This window comes from Psychromonas ingrahamii 37 (assembly GCF_000015285.1).
GTDB classification, from domain to species: domain Bacteria; phylum Pseudomonadota; class Gammaproteobacteria; order Enterobacterales; family Psychromonadaceae; genus Psychromonas; species Psychromonas ingrahamii.
Genome location: NC_008709.1, coordinates 1466039 through 1487765, shown reverse-complemented (window position 1 = coordinate 1487765; position 21727 = coordinate 1466039). Strand labels below are relative to the sequence as shown.

Sequence of the window (21727 nt, the reverse complement as noted above, 5' to 3'; positions counted from 1 at the left end):
ATTTTTATTAATTATGCAAAGCTTCATAAATTGTTTCAGCTAATGAAGCGCTTATGCCGGGAATTTTTTGCAATTCGTCAATACTTGCGGACATAACACCCTGTAATCCCCCTAAGTGGTTTAATAACGCCTGACGACGTTTAGTGCCTACTCCACTGATATTTTCTAATGTACTTGTTCTTCTTGTTTTATCACGTTGCTGGCGATGCCCCATAATCGCAAAACGATGCGATTCATCACGAATTTGCTGTATTAAATGCAGCGCAGGTGAATCACTGCTCAATTCAATAATTTCGTGGGTTCCGGCTAAAATAAGTGTTTCTAAGCCAGGCTTACGGCCTTCGCCTTTGGCAATACCTATCAATAACGGGTATTTATCTTTAAAGTTTTCTTCAAGAGAGCTAATAATATTTTCAGCTTGGTTTAATTGCCCCACCCCCCCGTCGATAAAAATAATATCAGGAATGTTTTCTGTCTCCTGCAGCGCTTTAAAACGTCGCGCTAGCACTTGTCCCATTGCCGCATAGTCATCGCCAGGCGTAATACCAGTAATATTAAAACGACGGTAATCAGATTTTTTTTCCCCCTCACGATTAAACACAACACAGGATGCGACTGTTTTTTCCCCCATCATATGCGAAATATCATAACATTCCATGCGCAAAATCGGTTTACTTAAGTCCAATTTCGCCTCCAGCAGCTGATAACGCTTTAATATGTTGTTTTTTTGGCTGAGATGGCTCTGTAATGCTATTTGGGCATTTTTTTGTGCCAGTTTGACAAACCTCGCACGCTCACCACGCACATCTACTTTTAATGCTGTTTTATAGCCACAATATTCAGTAAATAAATCAGTAAAAATAGCACGTTCAGCAAAATCATCACTGAGCAAAATTTCCCTTGGTATTGCGCGTCCATTTTGCCCGGACAGATAAAACTGGCTTAAAAAAGCGCTTAACACTTCATCTTTACTCGAGTTTTTGGGGATTTTAGGAAAATAATTACGGCTACCTAATATTCGCCCCTGACGGACAAACAGTAGGTGTATACTGGCAAAACCTTGCTCATAACTGAAACCGACAACATCTAACTGTTCAATATCACCGCTGACCCATTGCTGTTCCTGCACTTTTTTTAAGGATTGGATTTGATCGCGTCGCACCGCTGCTTTCTCAAATTCAAGGGTCTGACTTGCCACTTCCATTTCATCAACCAGCTGATTTATCACATTTTGACTTTTACCTTGTAAGAAGGCACTGGCTAATTCAACTTGGTGCTGATATTCAGATTCCGGCATCGCATTGACGCAGGGCGCAAGACAACGTTTTAATTGATACTGCAGACAGGGACGGGAGCGATTGCTGTAATAACTGTCTTCACATTGACGTATTGGAAACAGTTTTTGCATTAAATGCAGACTTTCTCTCACCGCCCCACCACTCGGATAGGGGCCAAAATAGGTCCCTTTTCGTTTACTATTTTGGGTACGCACTAAAGTCAGTTGTGGATGTTTATGGTCACTTAAAAACAGGTAAGGATAAGACTTATCATCACGTAACAACACATTATAATGAGGCTTGTAACGCTTGATAAAGTTGTGTTCGAGGATCAGTGCTTCAGTTTCAGTGTGCGTGACCGTCACTTCAATTCTGTCAATATGACTGACCAGCGCTAATGTTTTAGGGTGTTTTTGGGTAAGGCTAAAATAACTGCTGAGGCGTTTTTTCAGGTTTTTTGCTTTACCAACATAAATCACTTTTTGTTGGTTAAACATGCGGTAGACACCCGGTTCAGAGGTGACCGTTTTTAAAAAATCGGTCGGGCAAAAATCACTCATATAAAAAATAAACCTCGCACAGTAAACTACTTAACAAGGCTAAATTGTGCATTTTCAGTCGCCCTTATTTTTTACATTACATCTGCAACAGATTACAGCATAGCTGTATCAAGCATGCCATAACGTATCGCCAAATGAGTCAAACCAACGTCACCCTTTACATCGAGTTTATCAAACAAACGATAGCGGTAGCTATTAATTGTTTTTGGGCTTAAACCAAGTTGCTCCGATATATCCACCACACGCTGCCCCTTGGTTATCATCATCATAATTTGTAACTCTCTTTCTGATAGCACGCTAAATGGATCATCCGCAGTCGGAGACAGTTGTGAAAGTGCTATTTTCTGTGCAATTTCAGGCGCCAAATAACGTTGCCCGGAATGCACCAAACGGATCGCGTTTAATACTTCATCGGGGCCGGCAGATTTACTTATGTAACCGGACGCACCTGCCTGCATTACTTTTGAGGGGAAAGGATTCTCGGTATGCATTGTTAGCATAATGATTTTTAAATCTTCATTGATACGCAAAATTTTGTGCATTGCATCTAAACCACCCATCCCTGGCATATTAATATCCATTAACACAACATCGGGGTGATTTTTTCGGCACCATTTTACGGCCTCTTCACCACTTTGTGCTTCTCCAATAACTTTCATGCCTCGAACATCATCAATGATACGGCAAATCCCTGTACGAACTAATTCATGGTCATCAACCAACAGGATATTTATCACAAAATTTCTCCGTTAATGCCAAAGCAACAACTAAAACATTAAGCTAAAAATAAAACAAGGACTATAAAAAAGAGATAACAACTGGATAATAGTCTTTTGGTAATCAGGGATTATGATAACGAAAACAACACAGCAGAATAATCAAAGGGGAATAAATATAACATTAAAAATTTGTTTTTATAAGCGAAAAAACACGATTACTGAAGACATTTGAATAAAGTAAAATAGAGGATCAAAATGAAAGACGTCAGAAATGAAAAAACCCACTGCAGGCAGTGGGTTTTCTTAATGTGGCGGAGGAGGAGAGATTTGAACTCTCGGAGAGCTATTAACCCTCGCTGGTTTTCAAGACCAGTGCATTCAGCCGCTCTGCCACCCCTCCGTAACAAAGAAGATAATACAGACTCAAGGCTTAACTTGTAAAGCCTAAAATAACAAAAAAAGTTTGTTTGCACATAAATCAATCAAAAAATGGTTTTTAACAAGATCAATAACAACGGGTAACAGGGTTTGATTGAGTGATAGAAGGCATTGCAAATAAAAATAACGAAGCAGGCGTTTATTTTAAAAAAATTGAGCAGATGTTTATTCGCGTTAAGTGTAATGAACAACGCTAATATTTTTAACCGGGAGGATTAATAACAAGCTTCAGATAAAGATTTAAAAGGTGCAGGAATGAAAAAAGGCTTCTCATATGAGAAGCCTTTTAAAATGGGGCTGAATAAAGAACAGGAGAGATTCAGATTTTCATTACCTACAAAACAAAAAACCCGCTGTAAAAACAGCGGGCTTTTAATGTGTGGCGGAGGAGGAGAGATTTGAACTCTCGGAGAGCTATTAACCCTCGCTGGTTTTCAAGACCAGTGCATTCAGCCGCTCTGCCACCCCTCCGTAACGAGGCGAACAATAGCGATTATAAACTGTAATTGCAAAGCTTATAATAACAAAAAAGAACCGTTTGCCTACAAAAACAACAACCTGCACAGATTATCCGCATAATCTGTTACTTTCTAATCTTAGTTGCCACTAACAGTGGTCGATTAGCTGAATAATTTTTAGCATTAATAAAACAATCATTAGGAAAAAAACAGCTTATTACTCATAGTTATTGTTGCTAAGTCGTTGCTCCTGTATCCTAACGACTTATTTATTATTTCATTTATCATTGCTGGGCAGACACAATATGCAAGAGTTATATAATCCTAAAGAGATTGAAAAAAAATTCCAAACTAATTGGGATGAAAACCAGTCATTTAAGGCCACGGAAGACCCCTCTAAAGAAAAATATTACTGCCTTTCCATGTTTCCATACCCAAGTGGCAAACTGCACATGGGTCACGTACGCAATTACACTATCGGTGATGTTATTTCCCGTTACCAACGCATGCAGGGCAAAAATGTAATGCAGCCTATGGGCTGGGATGCCTTTGGTCTGCCCGCTGAAAATGCTGCCATTAAAAATAATACCGCACCAGCAGGTTGGACTTACGAAAATATCGCTTATATGAAAACACAGCTTAAACAGTTAGGTTTTGGTTACGACTGGAGTCGTGAACTGGCCACTTGCCAACCTGAATATTACCGCTGGGAACAATGGTTTTTTACAAAATTGGTTGAAAAAGATCTGGTTTATAAAAAAATGGCCACCGTTAACTGGGATCCTGTTGATCAGACGGTTTTGGCAAATGAACAGGTTATTGACGGTAGAGGCTGGCGCAGCGGTGCATTAGTTGAACAAAAAGAAATACCGCAGTGGTTTATTAAAATAACCGCCTATGCACAAGAATTATTAGACGATTTAGATAAGCTTGACGAATGGCCAGAGCAGGTACGTACTATGCAGCGTAACTGGATTGGACGTTCTGAAGGTGTCGAAATGGACTTTAAAGTAAGTGGAAAAGAAGAAAGTTTTTCTGTTTATACAACACGTCCGGATACCGTCATGGGAGTCACCTATGTCGCGGTTGCCGCGCAACATCCGTTAGCGCTAGAAGCAGCTAAGAATAATCCAACTCTAGCAGCATTTTGTAAAAAATGTAAAAACGTAAAATTAGCAGAAGCTGAAATTGCGACTATGGCCAAAGAAGGTGTCGATACCGGCTTTAAAGCGATTCACCCTATTAGCGGGTTAGAAGTGCCGATTTGGACCGCAAACTTTGTGCTTATGGGTTACGGCTCTGGCGCTGTTATGTCGGTGCCGGCTCATGATCAGCGTGATTATGAATTTGCCAAAAAATACGACCTAACGATTAAAGCGGTAATTAAACCTGCCAATACCGATCTTGATATCTCCGTTGAGGCTTACACTGAAAAAGGTGTTTGTTTTGATTCTGGCGAATTTGATGGTTTAGACTTTAGTGCTGCATTTGATGCCGTAGAAACAAAATTAGTTGCAGAGAATAAAGGCAAGCGTCAAGTAAACTTCCGTTTACGTGATTGGGGTGTTTCACGCCAGCGTTACTGGGGGACCCCGATCCCAATGCTTAACCTGGAAGACGGTTCCGTTGTGCCTGTCCCGGAAAACGAGCTGCCGGTTATTCTGCCTGAAGATGTACAGATGAACGGTATTGTATCCCCCATTAAAGCCGATCCTGACTGGGCTAAAACAACTTATAACGGCCAGCCGGCAACACACGAAACAGATACCTTTGATACCTTTATGGAATCAAGCTGGTACTACGCACGTTACTGCTCACCGCAAAGCGATGATGCTATGTTAGATCCTGAGAAAGCGAATTACTGGCTGCCGGTTGATCAATACATAGGCGGTATTGAACATGCAATATTACATCTTCTATACTCACGCTTCTTTCATAAATTATTACGTGACTTTGGTTTAGTCGATTGTGATGAACCATACAAAAAACTGCTTACTCAAGGCATGGTATTAGCCGACGCTTATTATTATGAAGATGCCAAAGGTGGAAAAGTCTGGATTGCACCCACGGATGTAGAAACTGAAACCGATGAAAAAGGTAAAGTCATTTCTGCCGCCACAAAAGACGGGCAAACAGTCATTTATGACGGCATGAGCAAAATGTCTAAATCTAAAAATAACGGTGTTGACCCTCAGGTGATGATCGATAAATACGGCGCAGACAGTGTGCGTTTATTTATGATGTTTGCCGCACCTGCTGATCAAACATTAGAATGGTCAGACTCAGCCCTTGAAGGTTCTCTGCGTTTCTTAAAACGTTTATGGAAAATTGCTTTTGACCACTTGGCATTGGGCGCTGTTGCCGATTTAGATCTTAAATCACACACAGAAGCACAAAAAACACTGCGCCGCGAACTACATAAAACAATTGCAAAAGTGACCGATGATATCGGCCGTCGCCAAACCTTTAATACCGCGATTGCATCTGTGATGGAGTTAATGAATAAATTAACTAAAACGGCAACAAAAACTGAGCAGGATCGTGCTATTTTACAAGAAGCACTGCTTGCCATTACTAAATTGCTGGCCCCTATTACGCCGCATATCTGCGCAGAATTATTTGAAGTATTAGGTCAAACTGAAGAGATATTAAATGCACCTTGGCCCACTGTTGACGAAAGTGCCTTAGTTGAAGATTCAAAGCTTATTGTCGTGCAGGTAAACGGTAAATTACGGGCTAAATTGACCGTTGCCGCTGACGCACAACAGGAAACGGTTCAGGCAATTGCGATGGAAAATGAAAATGTGAGTAAATTTACCGATGGGAAAACCATTCGTAAAATCATTTTTGTTCCGGGGAAATTATTGAATATAGTGGCTAACTAAGTAATTGGCACAAACATATAGAAACATTAAATTGTAAAAATGTTTCTATATGTTCACCTAACTAACAGTTACTTAGCAATATATTGTCGGTGTGAGCAAGCTATTTGTTTCGCCGCCTATTTTCACTTCTGAAAAGGTTTCTTATGCAGTCCACAGTACGCACATTTTTTTACACTAAAATAAGCTTAATCTTATTATCTGCTTTATTTATTAGCGGTTGTGGTTTTCATTTAAAGAACAATAATGGTCTTATTGAAAAATACCCCAAAATTTACTTACAAAGTAATGATACAAATGGTCAACTAGCACGTTTTATTAAAATCCGTTTACGGGGTGCCGGCATTCAAATAATGAATCAGCCGGAAGCCAATGTTGCCATATTAAAAGTCTCCCCAGATCGCCAATCATCACGCATCATTTCTCTCTATGTTAACGCGCAGAATGCAGAAAAAGAGATAAGTTATAATGTTAACTATTCAATTCAATCTCCCGGTTACCAAACCCAAGACTTTTCGGTAAATCTATATCGTGACTTTACTGAGAATGCTTCACAAGCGCTCGCAAAATCACGCGAAGCGGAAATATTAACCAAAGAATTGCGCGGTATTGCTGCTGACAGTATTATTGCCACTATGCTCAGCCTAGAAAATAAAAAATAAGCGATAAAAAATGCGTATTTACCCTGAACAATTGAACCAACACCTTACGCAAAAAATACCCAGCTGCTGTTTGATTTTCGGTGATGAGGCGCTACTTTGTTTAGAAGCGACAGAGCAAATTCAGAAAGCGGCAAAAAAACAAGGATATTTGGAAAAATTAAGTTTTAGTCTTGATGGTAACTTTGACAATGATCTTATTTTTGGCGAGTTTCAAACGCTCTCCCTTTTTTCTGAAAAAAAGATTATATTATTAACCCTGACTAAAACAAACAAAGAAAACACTGCTTTTATTCGAGAAATTACGCCCCTATTACATCCAGATATCCTGTTAATTTTACAGGGGCCAAAACTCAACAATCAACAAATGAGCAGTGTTTGGTTTAAAACACTAGAACAAAAGGGAATCTTTGTTGCGACCAACCTACCACAAGCGCATCGTTTTCCCCAGTGGGTTTTTCAGCGTCTTAAAGCACTCAATTTGCACGCAGATAAAGATATTATTGATTATCTTTGTTTGCATTTTGAAGGTAATTTATTGGCAGCTAAACAAGAATTTGAAAAATTGGCGCTGTTATATCCGAAGCAAAATTTAACCCTGCAGCAAGTTGAGCAAAGCATTACTACCCACAACCATTTTAATCTTTTCCAATGGATTGATAGTTTGTTGGCCGGCGATCAGATGCGTTCCGTGCGCATTTTAAAACAGTTAAAAGCCGAAGGAACTGAGCTTTTATTACTCTGTGCAACATTGAATAATGAAGTCCAAAAGCTCCTTAAACTTAGCTATCAAAGCCAACAGCATTCTTTAACGCAATTATTCAACCAGCAGCAACCAAAACTTTGGCCGGCAAAACAACAGTTAATAAGAGATGCATTAACACGTTTGAATATCAACAAGCTTGAAAAAATGATTATTCAGTGTGCAGAAATAGAAATTTCTATTAAAGTAGAAAACAAAGATTCGAATTGGTTAAAACTTAACGAGATTACCTACTCTTTTTTCTGATTTCAAAGGACAGTTATCAATATGGATATCCAACAGCAGGCCATCGGTTTTTTAGGGGGTACTTTTGATCCCATTCATTTTGGGCATTTGCGTCCGGCACTGGAAATCACTGAAGCACTTTCTCTGCAGCAGCTTTTTATTATGCCAAATCATATTGCGCCTCACAAATCAGCCAGCCATGCCAGCGCCAGACAACGCAGCGAAATGGTGGAATTAGCCATAAGCCACCAGGCTAGAATGACCATTGACAAGCGTGAATTAAAACGTCACAAACCCAGTTATACCATTGATACATTAAAAGAATTAAAAATTGAATACCCCAATACCCCAATCTGCTTCATTATGGGAATGGACTCATTAATCTCTTTTGATAAATGGTTTGATTGGAAAAGTATTCTTTCCTACTGCCATTTAATCATCAGTCACCGCCCCGGTTGGCAGAACAAATTCAACAAACAAGTCGGCGCTCTTGTGGCAAAACACCAAACAACCGATAAACACGATTTACATAATATTCAATTTGGTAAAATTTACTTTCAGGCCACCAGCCAATTAGCGATTTCATCAACTGAAATACGGACACTGCTAAATCAAGACATCAGTATTGACTTTTTAACACCGGACAGTGTTATCAACTATATTAAAGAGCAGCATTTATATAAATAACCTTAAGATTTAAATAATAAGTGCATTTTGAATCTTCAAAATGCTTAAGCAGCTATGATTAACCCTGAGCGCCCTATTTCCGGTATTGCTAGGGGTAAAAGAAAGTAATGGTTAATTTTAATCCGCAAGGTTATTTAGAGATGTCGGTGATTTGATATAAGATGACGTTCTGTTTAATATTGCCGGGGCTGAAATGTTCACTATTACTGACATCGTTATTTACATTGTTATTATCTATTTTTTCATTGGCTTATTATATGCGTTAACCTTAAATGCCAAATCGATTGAGCAAAAACCGCTTTGGACAAGCAGTACTGATCCCTTAAAAAGATTATTTGCCATATTGATATGGATGACAACCTGGCCGTTAGTGTTTGTGAAGAATAAAAATAATAAATAATGACCGCTTTTTCTACCTATTCAAGTGATGCACTTATTATTTGAATCTGCCCCCTATTTCAATGCCCTGTAAACGAAAATAAATATCACTTTTTATAGGTTACATTTTCCTGCTACCGAGCCGAACGGGGTTTGCTTTCCCTAATTACCGTTCTCTTAAAAGCAGCTTAATTTTAGGAGAAATAGATTTTCGTTTACTCGCCACCAACACAGAACGCATTTAAAGCGTATAACGACCATGTTAACGCACACAATATAGTTGGCTAAAATGTGAGGAACGAAAATAGCCAACTGCATTTTGTTCTGTTAAACAGCTTGTTAGATTTTAACCCAGTCCCCAAGAACTCTTTTCTGTATCAGACATAGCGTTATAAATACTATTAAATGTATCGCCGAATTCAGTGCTCTCATTCCCAAAGACCTTATAACTTGTGATGAGGTACCTTTTTACTGTCTTAGGCCATTTACCAAAATGATGAGCATCATTTATGATATTTTTTGCATCGAGGTTATTTGTCCCTTTTCTAAGCGCTGACAAACGGCTTTCAAAAGAACCATAACTCCACTCATCAGTTCTGGATTCAAATTCATTTAATAATTCATCTTTATACTTTTCCAATTTTAGCATAAGGCACATCTCCATTTTATTGAGGTAAAGCTAACGGCGTATTAGTCTGCATTCGTACTAATGTGTGGATGAAAATTGTTTATTGAAGGTATTTATAACAGATTTTTTCGTGAACAATTGAGGGTTAAGTTATATTTTTGTTTTTTATTTGATATTTATTGATATAGAAGTCGTACATACCTATCTATAAATGGAGAAAGGCTGGACAGCCAATTTTTTTCTTCAAATTAGATGTTAATAAAAAATGTATATTATCGCCTAATATGATCGAGCAAAAAGGTGTGGCTGTACTCAATTACTACTCTAATCTAATACCGATTTATCTCGGCGCACTGGGTGTCCACAGCCTTTTTATTCGTAAGCTGTCGCTTGTTAGCTATTTGTGTAACCTGCATTGTTGGTCTTCCTCTCTTGATGGCGTGTAGACTATGAGAAACCGAAACGCAGTTTCGCAGTTCGAGGAAGTCATGCTCTTTCAACAGGAAAAAGAATGCTGTATACAGCGACGGCAGAGCCTGTCCCGCTCATAAGCCTGAGCTGCCACTCAATTCACCTAGACGTTTTTTATTCTTGTCTGCTCATAATTTCTTAACTCACCAGCTCGGACAGCACATCCATGTACAGAGCCGAGCCTAATGAAATCAACAAGGGTACGCAGAGCTTAGCCCGCTCATAAGCCTGAACCTGCGTTCAATTCGCTCCATGATTTCCTTTGCTAAAGTCATCGAGCAAACAAGAAAAACGTACAGAAATTTTCGTAGCCGCATTGGTTTGGTGCTTTAGAAACGAAAAGCTTTGGATGCCCCATCTTTTTTACGATATATGGATGACATCATTGTGTTATCACCATCACGGTGGAAATTACGTAAAGCGATAAAAACGGTCAATCAACATTTTGATAAACTAAAGTTAAAACAACACCCTGATAAAACTACAATAGGCAGAATTAAAAAGGGCTTTGATTTTTTAGGTTATCAGTTTGGAAAAGAAAAAATAACTGTTTCAAAAAGAACATTACACTCTTTATTAGGTAAGCACATCCGTCGATTAATGCAGCATGCTTTTAATATAAAGGGATAGCAAAAAAGCATCTACCCAATTGGAAGATGCTTCTTGATGGTTATTGGCAACATTGGGTTACATGGGTTTATTCAGGCATACCGTCGTCGAACATTGATTTTGATAAAAAAACTAACTATTTAAGCTTGTTTCTTAAATCGACGTAACACTAAACCCATCAACCCTAATGCGAATATAGCAACTAATGGTGGCTCGGGTACAGCCGCAACTTGCGCACGTACCAACAGGGTTGAAGAAGTGATAGTATTTGCCGTGTCTCCTCCAATATTTAACCTCCCATTATCCATTAGCCATGAAAAATCTATCCATTGGCTTCGCCGATCATTATAAACACGAAACGCACTATAACCATTTTCCCCGAGGAAAACTCCCGTTGAAAAATCACCACTAGCCGCCCTGTAGTTCGTTCCCATCGCATCCATTACTGGGTCCAATACCGAAACTAACGGAGCGTTACGATCATCCACTCTCCCCTGTCCGGTTCCGTAATAATTAGGATCCACCACCTCAGAACCGAGTCCCAAAAATGCATTTGCCCACATCGCGTACACTTGGCCACTTGTCGGTAGAGACCAACCTTCATATTCCCCGCCAGAACCCAACTGTGAGGCTACGTAGTTATAACTCTGGCCGTTGTTTATACCAAAATCCATCCATTCTAGATTTGTAGTTTGATCAATGAATGAGTTATCAGTTGTATCAGTTATCACGCCTGCATTTGCCACATTAAATAAACAACCAATAGACAAGCTTAAAGTAGCTAAGCCTACTTTTAACGATTTGAATTTCATACGGTTCTCCTTAATTAAATGACTATTGTTGTACTTCACAATAATCCGCCAAACTGAACTTTTCATTCGTTGTAATATGCGAACTGATCGATTTCCCATTATTTTTCACGCGCATTTAATTATAGTAATACTTACAAATCAATTAGTTACGGTACAAGCAACACTTAACTGGAACATAGCGATTAACTATTAACCAATCAACTAACTAAGATTTGCATTAATTGTGCCATGTAAAAATGGTGAACTGATTCAATATAGTGCAAGTTGCCGTAAATATAATGACTTAAAGATGTAAAGAGACTCGACATGATTTCTGACTGTGAGTATAGGTAGAATAAACATCCTTTTTCGTCATATGGAAATATGCTTTGCTTTATGTCTTCCATATTTATCTCTGTTTCACCTCAATGAGGAAGCCAAAGTCAGACATTTCTCGTGCAGTCACGATAGGATGTTTTAAGTTGGTAACGAGTTTTTCCGGAAGACGTTATTGCGAACCTTTTTTCTGACACTGCTGAACGGGTAATATAACGGCACAAGTCTTTCAAGTTCCCCCCTATCCTGCACATTGCTCATTACACCTGCGTGATGAGGGACGGGGCTATAATTTTGAATTTTAAGAAGTTAGGTAAAACGAGGGGCGAGGGCCACCTATGAGTAAGTTCCGGTCAAGCTGGTAGTGACGTGGTCAACTAAATTCACTCACCCTAGTTAAGCTACTTTTTCAAATACCCGTTCATCATTTCAAAAGTGCTTGGGCAACAATAACCTAAGTATGAATGAAGACGATTGCTGTTGTACCACATGGTTATGTAATGCAATATATCTTGTTGTGCTTCATAGCGAGTAGCGTAATTATTCCAATGCACTCTTTCCTGCTTTAGACTGCCAAAAAAGCTTTCAGCGACAGCATTATCCCAACAACAACCTTTTTTGCTCATGCTCCCAATAAAATTATGACTCTTAAGCAATTTACGATATTGGTCACTTGCATATTGAACACCTTGATCTGAATGAACAATAAGCCCTGGAGGTGGGTTTCGTTGCCAAATAGCCCTGGTTAATGCATCACATACAAGACTTGCCTTCATTCGTGATGACATGCTCCAGCCAACCACTTTTCTCGAATATAAGTCAATGATAACAGCAAGATATAACCAGCCCTCGGTTGTCCAAATATAGGTTATATCGCCAACATAAGCTTTATTTGGCTGATCGTATTTGAAGTTTTGCTTAAGTACATTTTTATAAACAGGTTTCTTATGCTCACTGTTTGTCGTCACTTTATATTTCTTTTTATAACGAACCCAAACGCCTGCTTCTTTCATTAATTGTGCTGTTTTCCAGCGTCCAACTGGGAAGCTCAATGCATTTAAGCTTTTCTGCATTCGACGGCTGCCATAGGTGTGATCGCTGCTCTCTGATATTTTTTGTATCATTTCAATCATGTCGCCATGATCTGGATCGAACTTTTTTGTTTCACGACGTTTTAAGTAACTGTAATAATTGCGAATTTCGACACCAATTAAGGGGCAGATAACGCGCACTGGCCAGGTCTTCTTATGCTCAGTAATAAACGAATACTTTATTTCGCTTCTTTTGCAAAGAAGACCGTCGCTTTTTTAAAATTTCACGCTCCATTTTAAGTTTTCTATTTTCTTTTTTGAGTTGACGGATTTCTAATTGTTCGGGCGTTAATTTACCATTGCCTCTGAAAGCGAGGCCGTCGCCTTTTTCGGCTTCTCTAATCCATTTACCCAGTAAACTTGGGCTAATACCTAGGTTTCTAGAGGCTTCAGCATTGTTGTAACCTTGCTCATTGACGAGCGATATTGCATCTAATTTAAATTCTTTTGAATATTTTTTACGTGTTGTCATTCTGTTTCTACAGTTAAGTTCATTATGTCCTAACTGGGGTGTGTGAATCTATTAAACCACGTCATTGTTGCAATTATTGAACTAGACAGAGATGTTTTGATAGTGAAAATTAAGTTATTGAAGCGCCATTATCACGCTATGTAATCGGTTGGATTCTTAGTTGTACTGGGGGGTTCTTTCGAATAATTTCTTGGGAATAAAAGTAATACCCTATCTATTAATTATACCATGTGTGTCAATAGATAGGATACAATGTGCGCTTTATAGTAATCACAACTTTTGGTATTTATGAAGAGGGGCGATACCCTTGACCAATGTTAAGCGTGATTACAACTCCCCGTTCAGCTCCTAAAATGGTCTGCGATGCCCATTATTACAGCTTGTCAGAGTTTATTTCTTCTCATCCTCATTTAAAAAATCGAAAGTGTAATACTTCTAACGACAGATTAAACAATAAATTCAAACTGTTCCCACCTTGTTTCCTTACAGTAATTTTTAATTTTATAAATAAACTCATAATTTAACGCATCGGTGTTAAGTAACCCTTACCTACCCTTTGTTTTACTTGTACGATTTCCTACGCTGATAGAAGCGTACCACCTTGATAACTGTCCACTCTGGTGATTACATTAAAAAGGACAGTTTTGCATTGCACTTTATGTCCACAATAGCGTACAATAAGTGCATTAAAAAGGACACTTAACATTAGGGGCAAGAAATGCCAAATTTTATAGGTTACGTTCGAGTAAGTGACATCAACAAAGCAGACGGTAATTCTCAACGTGAAGCCATCAAAAGTTATGCTGATAAAAACGGTATTGTTATCGCTGAGTTTGTGGAAGAACACATTTCAGGTAGTAAGACAGATATCAGTGAACGTAAACTTAGCGCTTTAATAGCAAGCAAGCAGAGTATTATAGTAAGTGATATCACCCGTCTGGGTCGTAACAAAGTAATGCAGCTGATAGGTGTAATAGCTCAAATTGCTGAGTATGGTGAGTTGCATCTTGCTTATGACGAGCGTGTTATCTGTGCTGATAATGCAGATGACGCAGAGACAATCTTTACGGTAGTAGGTCAATCGTTTGCTAGTGCTGTAGAAGCCAAGAAGCGCTCTGAACGTGCAAAGGCAGGTCATGCTAACCGTAAAGCAAAAGGGTTATCTAGCGGGCGTGCTGTTGGTGCTGTTGTTAAGTCGAAGTTAGACGAGCACTCAGCGTTTATCATTAATGAGTTAGAGAACAAGACAGCAAAGACAGCAATTATAAGGAAGTTGGAAGAGCGTAACTGTAGAGTAACAAGGTCACGCTTCTATAAATGGTTAGAGCAGAGAGGTATCAACTAACCTACATTAACTCAGACTAGGGCTGACAGTTCAGTCTACTAGGGTCAACTTAATCTGACAAATATTAGCTCCATTTCGTTAAGGCGCTTTCGCCTCGAAATTGACTCAGAAATCATTTTTGGAAGATACGGTATTAACACCTAAATCAGCTATCTCGTAAGCGTTACATGGATTTTTCTTGTTATGTTTTCCTTCCACCTGTCACTATGTTTAGTGTTTTTGGAATTGCCATGCTCAGTACTTTGTATGCAGCTAGGGAAATGAGTATAACTGCAATTGGGATTGAAAGGTAGATAGATGTAACTGCCAAGTCAGATGTTGGAACAATTAGTTTATATATAATCTTTTTAAGTATTGTAAGTATTGGTTCATGTACGGCAAACACAAAGAAACTATAATGTGACAATTTTAACAGAACATTCTTTGCAACAGTACTCTGCAAGGCATATTTTGAAAGATAAAGAGCTGTCATTATACCAAATACTATACCAATTTTATGGATATAACTGCTGTAAACTTCCCCTTTTGTTAAAGAATCTGTCACCAAAATAATCAGATAAATAGAAGATATCACCTTCCCATATCGATCTATTGAAAATAAATCAAATTTCATATTACTGAAGTATGCACCTGCATAGAAGAAGAAAAAAGCAGCTAAAGACGGGACATATATAGGCCAAAAACCTATAAACCACAGGGTAAATAAACATGCAAAAACAAAAGTTGATATGTTTTTATTATTAAGGATGAGTAAAAATAATGGAGCTAGAATAACCATTACTATTAAATCCCTTATGAACCAAAACTGATAAGATATTGGCGATTTATTCAACCCAAGTAAATTATTAAAAAAGTCAAAAACATTATATGTAGCTATATATTGATTAGATCCCGAGAAAAACACACTTGTTGATGGTATCGATTGTGCTATAAAAAATACCAATATGCAGATAGCATTCCAAAATAGAAAAGGAATAACAAGAGTCCTTAATCTACTTTTTACTTTTGATTGATATTTTTCTAAAGACCATGTAAATGCTAAGAAAAATAGATATCCTGAAATTAAGAAGAAAAGCGGTACAGCAATTCTTGCTAATCCATTAGAAATAAAAGCTTGTATGAATTCAGAAATGAAACCTATTTGCTCAATACCGGTATTACTGTTTTTTAGCTTTACGCTTGACCCAATTGCATGAATAAATATGACTCCTACAATAAGTGGGAATCTAATAATATCTAATCTCTCAGAAGAGAATCTATCTAACTTCATAATTTACTCATTGGTTACTAAAATACATGACAGTGTGTTGGATTACATGCTCACTAATACGCAAAAATAATCTACCAATAAAGGTGGTTTTTAACAAAATAAATCTTTTTAAACAATATGTTGAATTATATTATACACATATATTTGACATTTACCTTACGTGGCAGTGATAAATGTATTAGTAGAGAGATCTATAAATACATTATATTTCAACATGGTCTGGTCTCCTTATTAGTTACTCTAACTCCATGCCAGTTGCTAGAATTGGTGGAGTCCATATACGCCTCAGGTAGCGAACATTTAAGCTATTGCCACGCTCGCTTCTTCCCGAATATGAGCAATCTGATTAACTAATGGATATGTTAGCTCTTGTCTCGCCCTGTCTTTAAAACTGTCATATCAGAATCCAACTAATCAGAGTAAATAACTGAGTCTACAACAGGCTGTAAGTCCACCAGCGAGATCTTATGCACATATACAGCAGTTTGACCTATTAGCTTGGAATGCCCTACCAGCTCCTGAACCAATTGGATGGTATTACTCTTTGATACTGATTTTGTGATAAATGTGTGTCTGAATGCATGGAACACCCTCTTATTATCGTCTACATCATTTTTAGGTATCTTTAATTCGTCTCTCAGTTTGTTCGCATAATCAGTTATCGGTTTTGCATCTACAACTACAGGTTTTAGGTTGAGAATCCCTGCTTTGATTAATTGCTCGTGAACTGGAATCTTACGAACAGCATTCGGACTTTTACCCTCTTTCAGCTCAAAATAATTTATCCCTTGCTCTTCTTTGATTCCATCTTTTAGGAACTTTACAATCTCACCTCTACGAGCACCAGAATATATTGCGAGCAGTATCACCCACTTTTTCCAACCTGCTTGTTTCAAAGCGTGTGCTTTAAAGGTTTGTATTTCTGAATCAGTATAACAACCACCATGTACCTTTGTAATAGTATGGCGTACATTATCAGTAGGTGATTTATCTAGGATATCGCGCTCATTCGTTAGGTATGTACTAAAAAACTTTGCATAATCGTTAATAAGCCATGAACTGTCTTAGACGATACAAAATCATCTTCATGCATAGCATCAATATCATTTACTGAGAACAAGTAACGCTGTTTAACCGACATATTTTTATATGGTAGCTGATTACCTAATGGCATGCATTTATATGCGTCTAACGCTTTTTTGATATGCTGTTTAGTAATAGTAGTTACACAAATATCACCCCAGTGACTCACTAAGAACAAAAAATAACGGTTATTGTCTTTTGTGACTTTATCAGTCCAACCCTTGAAAGCTTTGAATTTCTCGTACTGTTCTGATAGTAGGTATTTAGGTTTTACTGAGGGAGTTAGCATTGATTGTGCCCTTGACAATAACCCCTCAAATTCAGGCGTACAGCCATGCATAGCGCGTTCTGACTTTGCCTCAAGCAATCGCACAAACAACCTCTGGAAGTCCTTGTGACTCTTGATGTCGATGCTAGGTTGCGTCCTTGTTAGGTCACTAAAGTCAGTCTTGTTATTATCTTGCAAGTCTGAGCGGACTTGATCTTCTACAGTTTGAATTCCTTGAGTTTCATCTGATGTAGCGAACCGTTGATATCGGTTGTAATTATCTATATCCGTGAAGTCTATTAGTTCATCAAATAAGTCTTGGAGTTCATTTCTGGTTGTCTGTTCTGATGTCATATTTTTCAGTTGTCTGAGTAATGGGAGTTTTGTAGCGATAATAACACAAGCATCATTAAACGAATCTGTTTTGAGTGAACGTACTATCTCTGATTTTGATGTAAGAGACTTTAATTCTGTAGGGATTTTGAAGCGAAAGTGATAGGTGTTGTTTCTAATTTGAAGGTGTTTTGTGTACTGCATTGTGTAGCAAACCTTATTAAAGTTATGCCAGAAACAGTAAGAATCCCTACAACCCCTTGAAAAACAAGGGGAGTAGAAGATAATAGAGTCAGCCTATAAGCCGGGTTTTGTCGTTGAATCGTCATTCGTCTAGGCCTGCAATCACTCACAGGCTCAAGCAACCTACCCGCTTCCAGTATGGGCCATACCTCAGGAAGCCTATTTGGTCTTGCTTCGGGTGGAGTTTACCTTGCACCAAACTATTACTAGATGGCCGGTGCGCTCTTACCGCACCCTTTCACCCTTACCTGCATTTATTTACATAAACACATCGGCGGTTTCCTCTCTGCTGCACTTGTCGTTAGCTCACGCTACCCAGGCGTTACCTGGCACCCTGCCCTGTTGAAGCCCGGACTTTCCTCCCCTCTTATTGCAAGCAATAAAAGCGGCGACGATCTGGCCAACTCCGCGGCGGATTATACGGGATAATGGACGCGAATGACAAGGAAAGTCTTTGTTACTGGGTTATAAGTTTTCTAATCCCCATTTATAGAGCTCATTTTTTTTCTGATCGTGAATTTGCGCCGTTAAAGCGGCGGCTTTTTTAAGCGGCAGCTGCTCCTTTAATAAAGTCAGGGTGTTCAGCGCAACCTGTGGAATGGCATCATCATCTTTTTGAGCGCCCGCCACCATTAAAACAAATTCACCACGGCAATGGTTGGTATCCTCTTTTAACCAAACTAACATCTCCTCGGCAGTCAGTGCATAAAAGGATTCAAAGATTTTAGTTAACTCGCGCGCAATAACCAGTTTACGGTCACCACCAAATATACTGATAATCTGCTCAACAGTATCTTGAACGCGACGTGGTGACTCATAAAAAATCATAGTGCGGGATTCTTCAATTAAGGCTTTTAATTTATCTTGTTTACTTTTTCCCTTGGCAGGTAAAAAACCTTCAAAAGAAAATCTGTCCGATGGCATTCCCGCCGCGCTTAATGCCGCTATTGCCGCACAGGCACCAGGAATCGGCACAATATCAACACCTGCTGCGCGGCATTCATTAACGAGGTGGTAACCCGGATCACTTATTAATGGCGTCCCCGCATCGGATATTAATGCGATTGACTGCCCGGCTTTAATTTTTTCTATCAGGACTTGCCCGCGTTGACGCTCGTTATGATCATGTAACGGAAACATGGGTTTTTTGATATGATAATGGCTTAATAATTTTCCACTATGACGTGTATCTTCAGCTGCAATCAAATCGACTTGTTGTAATATTTCTATTGCCCGGTAGGTAATATCACTGATATTTCCAATGGGGGTAGCCACTATATAGAGTTTGGCAGGTAGTTGAGATGAAATTTGGCTCTTTTCAGACATATAATCGCCTTGATAAAGTGAATAAGATTGTTTAACTGATGCGGCAATATTACACTATAGCCATCTTGATACCTACATCGAATACTTGCGAGCTAAAAAGGGATGATATTTTGAATGTTTTAACCTCAGCACAACGCTTTTCATACTTGTTAATGATCTCATTAACAATGACATTTTTAACGGCGTGCAGTACGAGTCCTTCATCCCCCAAGGAGATACCACCAGAACTCTTTTCTGAATTAGCAAACAGTTCGGCATACTACCTGCAAAAGGATCAATTATATCCAGATTCAAATAATGTTGATTGGCAGCTTTTAACCGTTCAAGCCCTTATTGAAGAGGGTCGAGTTGTCCTTGCTGATTCCATTATTAGCCATATGCAAAGCAAGACTCTTTCAGGTAAAGATAAAACATCACTGGGTTTATTAATCGCGCAGAATTTATTTGCAAAAAATCAATTCGACGAATCACAAAAAGCGTTAAGTGCGATTGATCCTGAACAGTTGTCACAACTTGCCTCTATTGCCTCTTTATCGCTACAGGCGGATCTTTATATAAAGCGCGAGAATCATTTAGCGGCATCAAATCTTTTATTAATTCTTACCCCTCTATTACAAAGTGATAAAAGTAAACAAAAATACAATGATATTTTATTAACCCAGCTCTCCTTCTTGCCAGCTAAGACCCTTAATCAATATGAAACAGTAGACGCTGCTAAAAGTCCCATTGAACAGAATTTTGAAAAAGATTTATTTAAAAAAGGCTGGTATGCGCTTGCAAGTATTTTTAAGCGTTACCAATTACGCATTAACCTTTTAAAACAAGGCGTCAGTGATTGGAAAAAAAGCTATCCACAGCACCCGGTACTGTTATTTATGCCGACACAGCTGACTAATATTCATGAAATTCAACCTTTTCAGCCTGAAAATATCGCTGTTTTACTGCCCCTGTCGGGACGTTTCCAAGAACAGGGTAAGTCAATTAAGTTAGGGATATTAGATGCATTTTATCGTCAGCAGCAGTTGAATAAATCGACAAGCACAGATGCTCTTGCAATGAATGCAATTAACTCACCCACACTTCATTTTTATGATAGCCATGCGCAGACGATGAAAGAAATCACCACCCAGTTTGCACAAAATAAGATCGACTTCGTTATTGGTCCATTATTAAAAAATGAGATTGAAACGTTTCTACCTTTAGTTGAAAAAATGCCGGTTTTAGCGCTAAACGGTTTTCCAGAAAACAGTCTGAACAGCACTATTAATAAGCCTGAAACAGTCACGTCTGTAAAGCCTTGGCATTATTCATTTTCACTTTCCCCCGAACACGAAGCCGAACAAGCGGTTCAATTTATCAGTGAAAATAAACACCAAAATCCGCTTATTATTGCGCCTGATTCTGACTACGGTAAACGTGTTGCAGAGGCATTTAAAAATGAATGGCAAACACGGTATAACAGGGAAATTGAACAACATTTTTTCACTTCTAAGTCGAAATTAGATTCTTTTATTGAGCGCGTTTTATACACGGACCAAAGTCAAACCCGTATTAATCAAATGAAAAGCCTGACGCGTCTTTCGCTTGAAACAGCGGTCCGCAGCCGTACCGATATTGATGCGATTTATCTGGTCAGTAAGCGTGATGAACTGATCTTACTTAAACCCTTTATCGATGTCACTGTCAGCCCTTTTGCTGACCGGATACCACTCTATGCCAGTTCTCGTTCTCATCAATTTGACCGCGGTGGTCTGCAAAATAAGGAGTTATCAAATTTCACATTTTCAGATATGCCCTTTCTTATCCATCAACAGGATGAAATAATAACCACGCTGAATGAGGTGTTACCAAGGCAGTCCTATGCTGCGTTACGCTTGTTCGCCTTAGGTTTTGATAGTTACCAATTGATTGGGCAACTAATGCAGTTACAAACCAATAAAGATTATTACTACCCCGGTTTAGGCGGTCAATTAAGCCTGGATTTAAATAATACGGTTCAACCAGCATTGAGTTGGGCAACATACTATCAGGGAGAATTAGTTGAAGTTGCCTCGCCTACTACAAGCGAGTAACTCAAAAGGGGTACTTGCAGAGAAACAAGCCTTATCTTATTTACAAGAACAAGGCTTAAGGTTAATTTGCCAAAATTATTACTGCCGTTTTGGTGAAATAGATTTGATTATGATCGATCAAGATACCCTTGTTTTTATTGAAGTGCGCTATAGAAAAAACAGTGATTTTGGCGGGCCGTTTGCTTCTATTAATAAAAGCAAACAGCGTAAAATAATCACCACTGCGAAGCATTATTTGCGAACATTAGAAGATGAACCCTTTTGCCGCTTTGATGCTATTGCTATCGACAGCAAATCAACCACACCCGCTTGGATCCAAAATGCCTTTCAAGAATAAGATGAT

General features: G+C 38.6%; 19 protein-coding genes, 2 tRNA genes, 1 other RNA gene and 1 pseudogene. 10 read left to right on the top strand and 13 right to left on the bottom strand.

Annotated features, from left to right (window positions below; translation table 11 throughout):
• Window positions 1-7: 7 nt before the first annotated feature.
• The 3 genes from uvrC to PING_RS06310 all read right to left on the bottom strand — a co-directional run bounded on the left by uvrC (window position 8) and on the right by PING_RS06310 (window position 2956).
• On the bottom strand, window positions 8-1837 hold the full coding sequence (uvrC, locus tag PING_RS06320; RefSeq protein ID WP_011769590.1) for an excinuclease ABC subunit UvrC: 1830 nt from the start codon (window positions 1835-1837) through the stop codon (window positions 8-10).
• Between the two features lie 92 nt (window positions 1838-1929).
• A complete protein-coding gene (uvrY, locus tag PING_RS06315; RefSeq protein ID WP_011769589.1) occupies window positions 1930-2574 on the bottom strand; it encodes a UvrY/SirA/GacA family response regulator transcription factor in 645 nt (214 codons plus the stop codon).
• A 291-nt stretch (window positions 2575-2865) separates the two neighbouring features.
• A tRNA-Ser gene (locus PING_RS06310) sits at window positions 2866-2956 on the bottom strand.
• Between the two features lie 293 nt (window positions 2957-3249).
• Between PING_RS06310 and PING_RS20455 the strand changes: the two genes are divergently transcribed.
• Window positions 3250-3396: a hypothetical protein gene (locus tag PING_RS20455; RefSeq protein ID WP_157035312.1), complete on the top strand. Its 147-nt coding sequence runs from the start codon at window positions 3250-3252 to the stop codon at window positions 3394-3396.
• On the opposite strand, the gene PING_RS06305 is transcribed toward PING_RS20455, so the two are convergent.
• Window positions 3375-3465, bottom strand: a tRNA-Ser gene (locus tag PING_RS06305). The two genes, PING_RS20455 and PING_RS06305, sit on opposite strands and share 22 nt — an antisense overlap.
• A gap of 292 nt (window positions 3466-3757) precedes the next feature.
• On the opposite strand from PING_RS06305, the gene leuS reads away from it, so the two are divergent.
• The 5 genes from leuS to PING_RS06280 all read left to right on the top strand — a co-directional run bounded on the left by leuS (window position 3758) and on the right by PING_RS06280 (window position 9068).
• Window positions 3758-6337 carry a leucine--tRNA ligase gene (leuS, locus tag PING_RS06300; RefSeq protein ID WP_011769588.1) on the top strand — a complete coding sequence of 860 codons (2580 nt, stop codon included), beginning with the start codon at window positions 3758-3760 and terminating at the stop codon, window positions 6335-6337.
• A 143-nt stretch (window positions 6338-6480) separates the two neighbouring features.
• A complete protein-coding gene (locus PING_RS06295) occupies window positions 6481-6996 on the top strand; it encodes an LPS-assembly lipoprotein LptE (RefSeq protein ID WP_011769587.1) in 516 nt (171 codons plus the stop codon).
• A gap of 10 nt (window positions 6997-7006) precedes the next feature.
• A complete protein-coding gene (holA, locus tag PING_RS06290) occupies window positions 7007-8002 on the top strand; it encodes a DNA polymerase III subunit delta (protein WP_011769586.1) in 996 nt (331 codons plus the stop codon).
• Between the two features lie 21 nt (window positions 8003-8023).
• Window positions 8024-8668 (top strand): nicotinate-nucleotide adenylyltransferase, encoded by a 645-nt coding sequence (nadD, locus tag PING_RS06285; RefSeq protein WP_011769585.1) that lies wholly within the window; start codon window positions 8024-8026, stop codon window positions 8666-8668.
• A 193-nt stretch (window positions 8669-8861) separates the two neighbouring features.
• Window positions 8862-9068, top strand: a complete 207-nt coding sequence (locus PING_RS06280) for a hypothetical protein (protein ID WP_041766068.1) — start codon at window positions 8862-8864, stop codon at window positions 9066-9068.
• A gap of 324 nt (window positions 9069-9392) precedes the next feature.
• Here PING_RS06280 and PING_RS06275 read toward each other — a convergent pair whose 3' ends face one another.
• Window positions 9393-9695, bottom strand: a complete 303-nt coding sequence (locus tag PING_RS06275; protein ID WP_041766065.1) for a hypothetical protein — start codon at window positions 9693-9695, stop codon at window positions 9393-9395.
• An 837-nt stretch (window positions 9696-10532) separates the two neighbouring features.
• Between PING_RS06275 and PING_RS06270 the strand changes: the two genes are divergently transcribed.
• Entirely contained in the window at window positions 10533-10775 is a 243-nt protein-coding gene (locus tag PING_RS06270; RefSeq protein WP_232279407.1) for a hypothetical protein, read from the top strand.
• A 119-nt stretch (window positions 10776-10894) separates the two neighbouring features.
• Here PING_RS06270 and PING_RS21295 read toward each other — a convergent pair whose 3' ends face one another.
• The 3 genes and pseudogenes from PING_RS21295 to PING_RS06260 all read right to left on the bottom strand — a co-directional run bounded on the left by PING_RS21295 (window position 10895) and on the right by PING_RS06260 (window position 13444).
• Window positions 10895-11566, bottom strand: a complete 672-nt coding sequence (locus tag PING_RS21295) for a PEP-CTERM sorting domain-containing protein (RefSeq protein ID WP_041766059.1) — start codon at window positions 11564-11566, stop codon at window positions 10895-10897.
• A gap of 425 nt (window positions 11567-11991) precedes the next feature.
• A pseudogene (locus PING_RS19775) lies at window positions 11992-12154 on the bottom strand (transposase); the annotation flags it as partial.
• Between the two features lie 128 nt (window positions 12155-12282).
• Window positions 12283-13444 (bottom strand): IS3-like element ISPin2 family transposase gene (locus PING_RS06260; RefSeq protein ID WP_086004603.1). Its coding sequence is split into 2 segments (ribosomal slippage): window positions 12283-13183 and window positions 13182-13444, totalling 1164 coding nucleotides; the frame shifts between segments, so codons are not numbered across the junction.
• Between the two features lie 718 nt (window positions 13445-14162).
• Here PING_RS06260 and PING_RS06250 point away from each other — a divergent pair.
• A complete protein-coding gene (locus tag PING_RS06250) occupies window positions 14163-14789 on the top strand; it encodes a recombinase family protein (protein WP_011769579.1) in 627 nt (208 codons plus the stop codon).
• A 181-nt stretch (window positions 14790-14970) separates the two neighbouring features.
• Here PING_RS06250 and PING_RS06245 read toward each other — a convergent pair whose 3' ends face one another.
• The 5 genes from PING_RS06245 to rsmI form a co-directional block, all read right to left on the bottom strand.
• On the bottom strand, window positions 14971-16059 hold the full coding sequence (locus PING_RS06245) for an acyltransferase family protein (RefSeq protein WP_011769578.1): 1089 nt from the start codon (window positions 16057-16059) through the stop codon (window positions 14971-14973).
• Window positions 16060-16469: 410 nt separating this feature from the next.
• Window positions 16470-16979, bottom strand: a complete 510-nt coding sequence (locus PING_RS06240) for a tyrosine-type recombinase/integrase (RefSeq protein ID WP_269571629.1) — start codon at window positions 16977-16979, stop codon at window positions 16470-16472.
• A 92-nt stretch (window positions 16980-17071) separates the two neighbouring features.
• Window positions 17072-17947, bottom strand: coding sequence for a DUF6538 domain-containing protein (locus PING_RS06235; protein ID WP_041766051.1), 876 nt, complete (start codon window positions 17945-17947; stop codon window positions 17072-17074).
• An 80-nt stretch (window positions 17948-18027) separates the two neighbouring features.
• Window positions 18028-18394, bottom strand: an RNA gene (gene rnpB / locus PING_RS19675) — RNase P RNA component class A.
• A gap of 57 nt (window positions 18395-18451) precedes the next feature.
• Window positions 18452-19312 carry a 16S rRNA (cytidine(1402)-2'-O)-methyltransferase gene (gene rsmI, locus PING_RS06225; RefSeq protein ID WP_011769577.1) on the bottom strand — a complete coding sequence of 287 codons (861 nt, stop codon included), beginning with the start codon at window positions 19310-19312 and terminating at the stop codon, window positions 18452-18454.
• Window positions 19313-19422: 110 nt separating this feature from the next.
• Between rsmI and PING_RS06220 the strand changes: the two genes are divergently transcribed.
• The gene (locus tag PING_RS06220) at window positions 19423-21384 is read left to right on the top strand and encodes a penicillin-binding protein activator (RefSeq protein ID WP_083761725.1); all 1962 of its coding nucleotides are present in this window, start codon (window positions 19423-19425) and stop codon (window positions 21382-21384) included.
• Window positions 21353-21721 (top strand): YraN family protein, encoded by a 369-nt coding sequence (locus tag PING_RS06215; RefSeq protein ID WP_011769575.1) that lies wholly within the window; start codon window positions 21353-21355, stop codon window positions 21719-21721. The genes PING_RS06220 and PING_RS06215 overlap by 32 nt, the downstream gene beginning before the upstream one ends.
• The last annotated feature ends 6 nt before the right edge of the window (window positions 21722-21727 follow it).

Coding starts and splice junctions, on each gene's coding strand:
- leuS (WP_011769588.1), top strand. CDS start 3,758: ATGCAAGAGTTATATAATCCTAAAGAGATTGAAAAAAAATTCCAAACT.
- PING_RS06250 (WP_011769579.1), top strand. CDS start 14,163: ATGCCAAATTTTATAGGTTACGTTCGAGTAAGTGACATCAACAAAGCA.
- PING_RS06245 (WP_011769578.1), bottom strand. CDS start 16,059: ATGAAGTTAGATAGATTCTCTTCTGAGAGATTAGATATTATTAGATTC.
- PING_RS21295 (WP_041766059.1), bottom strand. CDS start 11,566: ATGAAATTCAAATCGTTAAAAGTAGGCTTAGCTACTTTAAGCTTGTCT.
- holA (WP_011769586.1), top strand. CDS start 7,007: ATGCGTATTTACCCTGAACAATTGAACCAACACCTTACGCAAAAAATA.
- PING_RS06280 (WP_041766068.1), top strand. CDS start 8,862: ATGTTCACTATTACTGACATCGTTATTTACATTGTTATTATCTATTTT.
- PING_RS06235 (WP_041766051.1), bottom strand. CDS start 17,947: ATGCAGTACACAAAACACCTTCAAATTAGAAACAACACCTATCACTTT.
- PING_RS06275 (WP_041766065.1), bottom strand. CDS start 9,695: ATGCTAAAATTGGAAAAGTATAAAGATGAATTATTAAATGAATTTGAA.
- PING_RS20455 (WP_157035312.1), top strand. CDS start 3,250: ATGAAAAAAGGCTTCTCATATGAGAAGCCTTTTAAAATGGGGCTGAAT.
- rsmI (WP_011769577.1), bottom strand. CDS start 19,312: ATGTCTGAAAAGAGCCAAATTTCATCTCAACTACCTGCCAAACTCTAT.
- nadD (WP_011769585.1), top strand. CDS start 8,024: ATGGATATCCAACAGCAGGCCATCGGTTTTTTAGGGGGTACTTTTGAT.
- uvrC (WP_011769590.1), bottom strand. CDS start 1,837: ATGAGTGATTTTTGCCCGACCGATTTTTTAAAAACGGTCACCTCTGAA.
- PING_RS06295 (WP_011769587.1), top strand. CDS start 6,481: ATGCAGTCCACAGTACGCACATTTTTTTACACTAAAATAAGCTTAATC.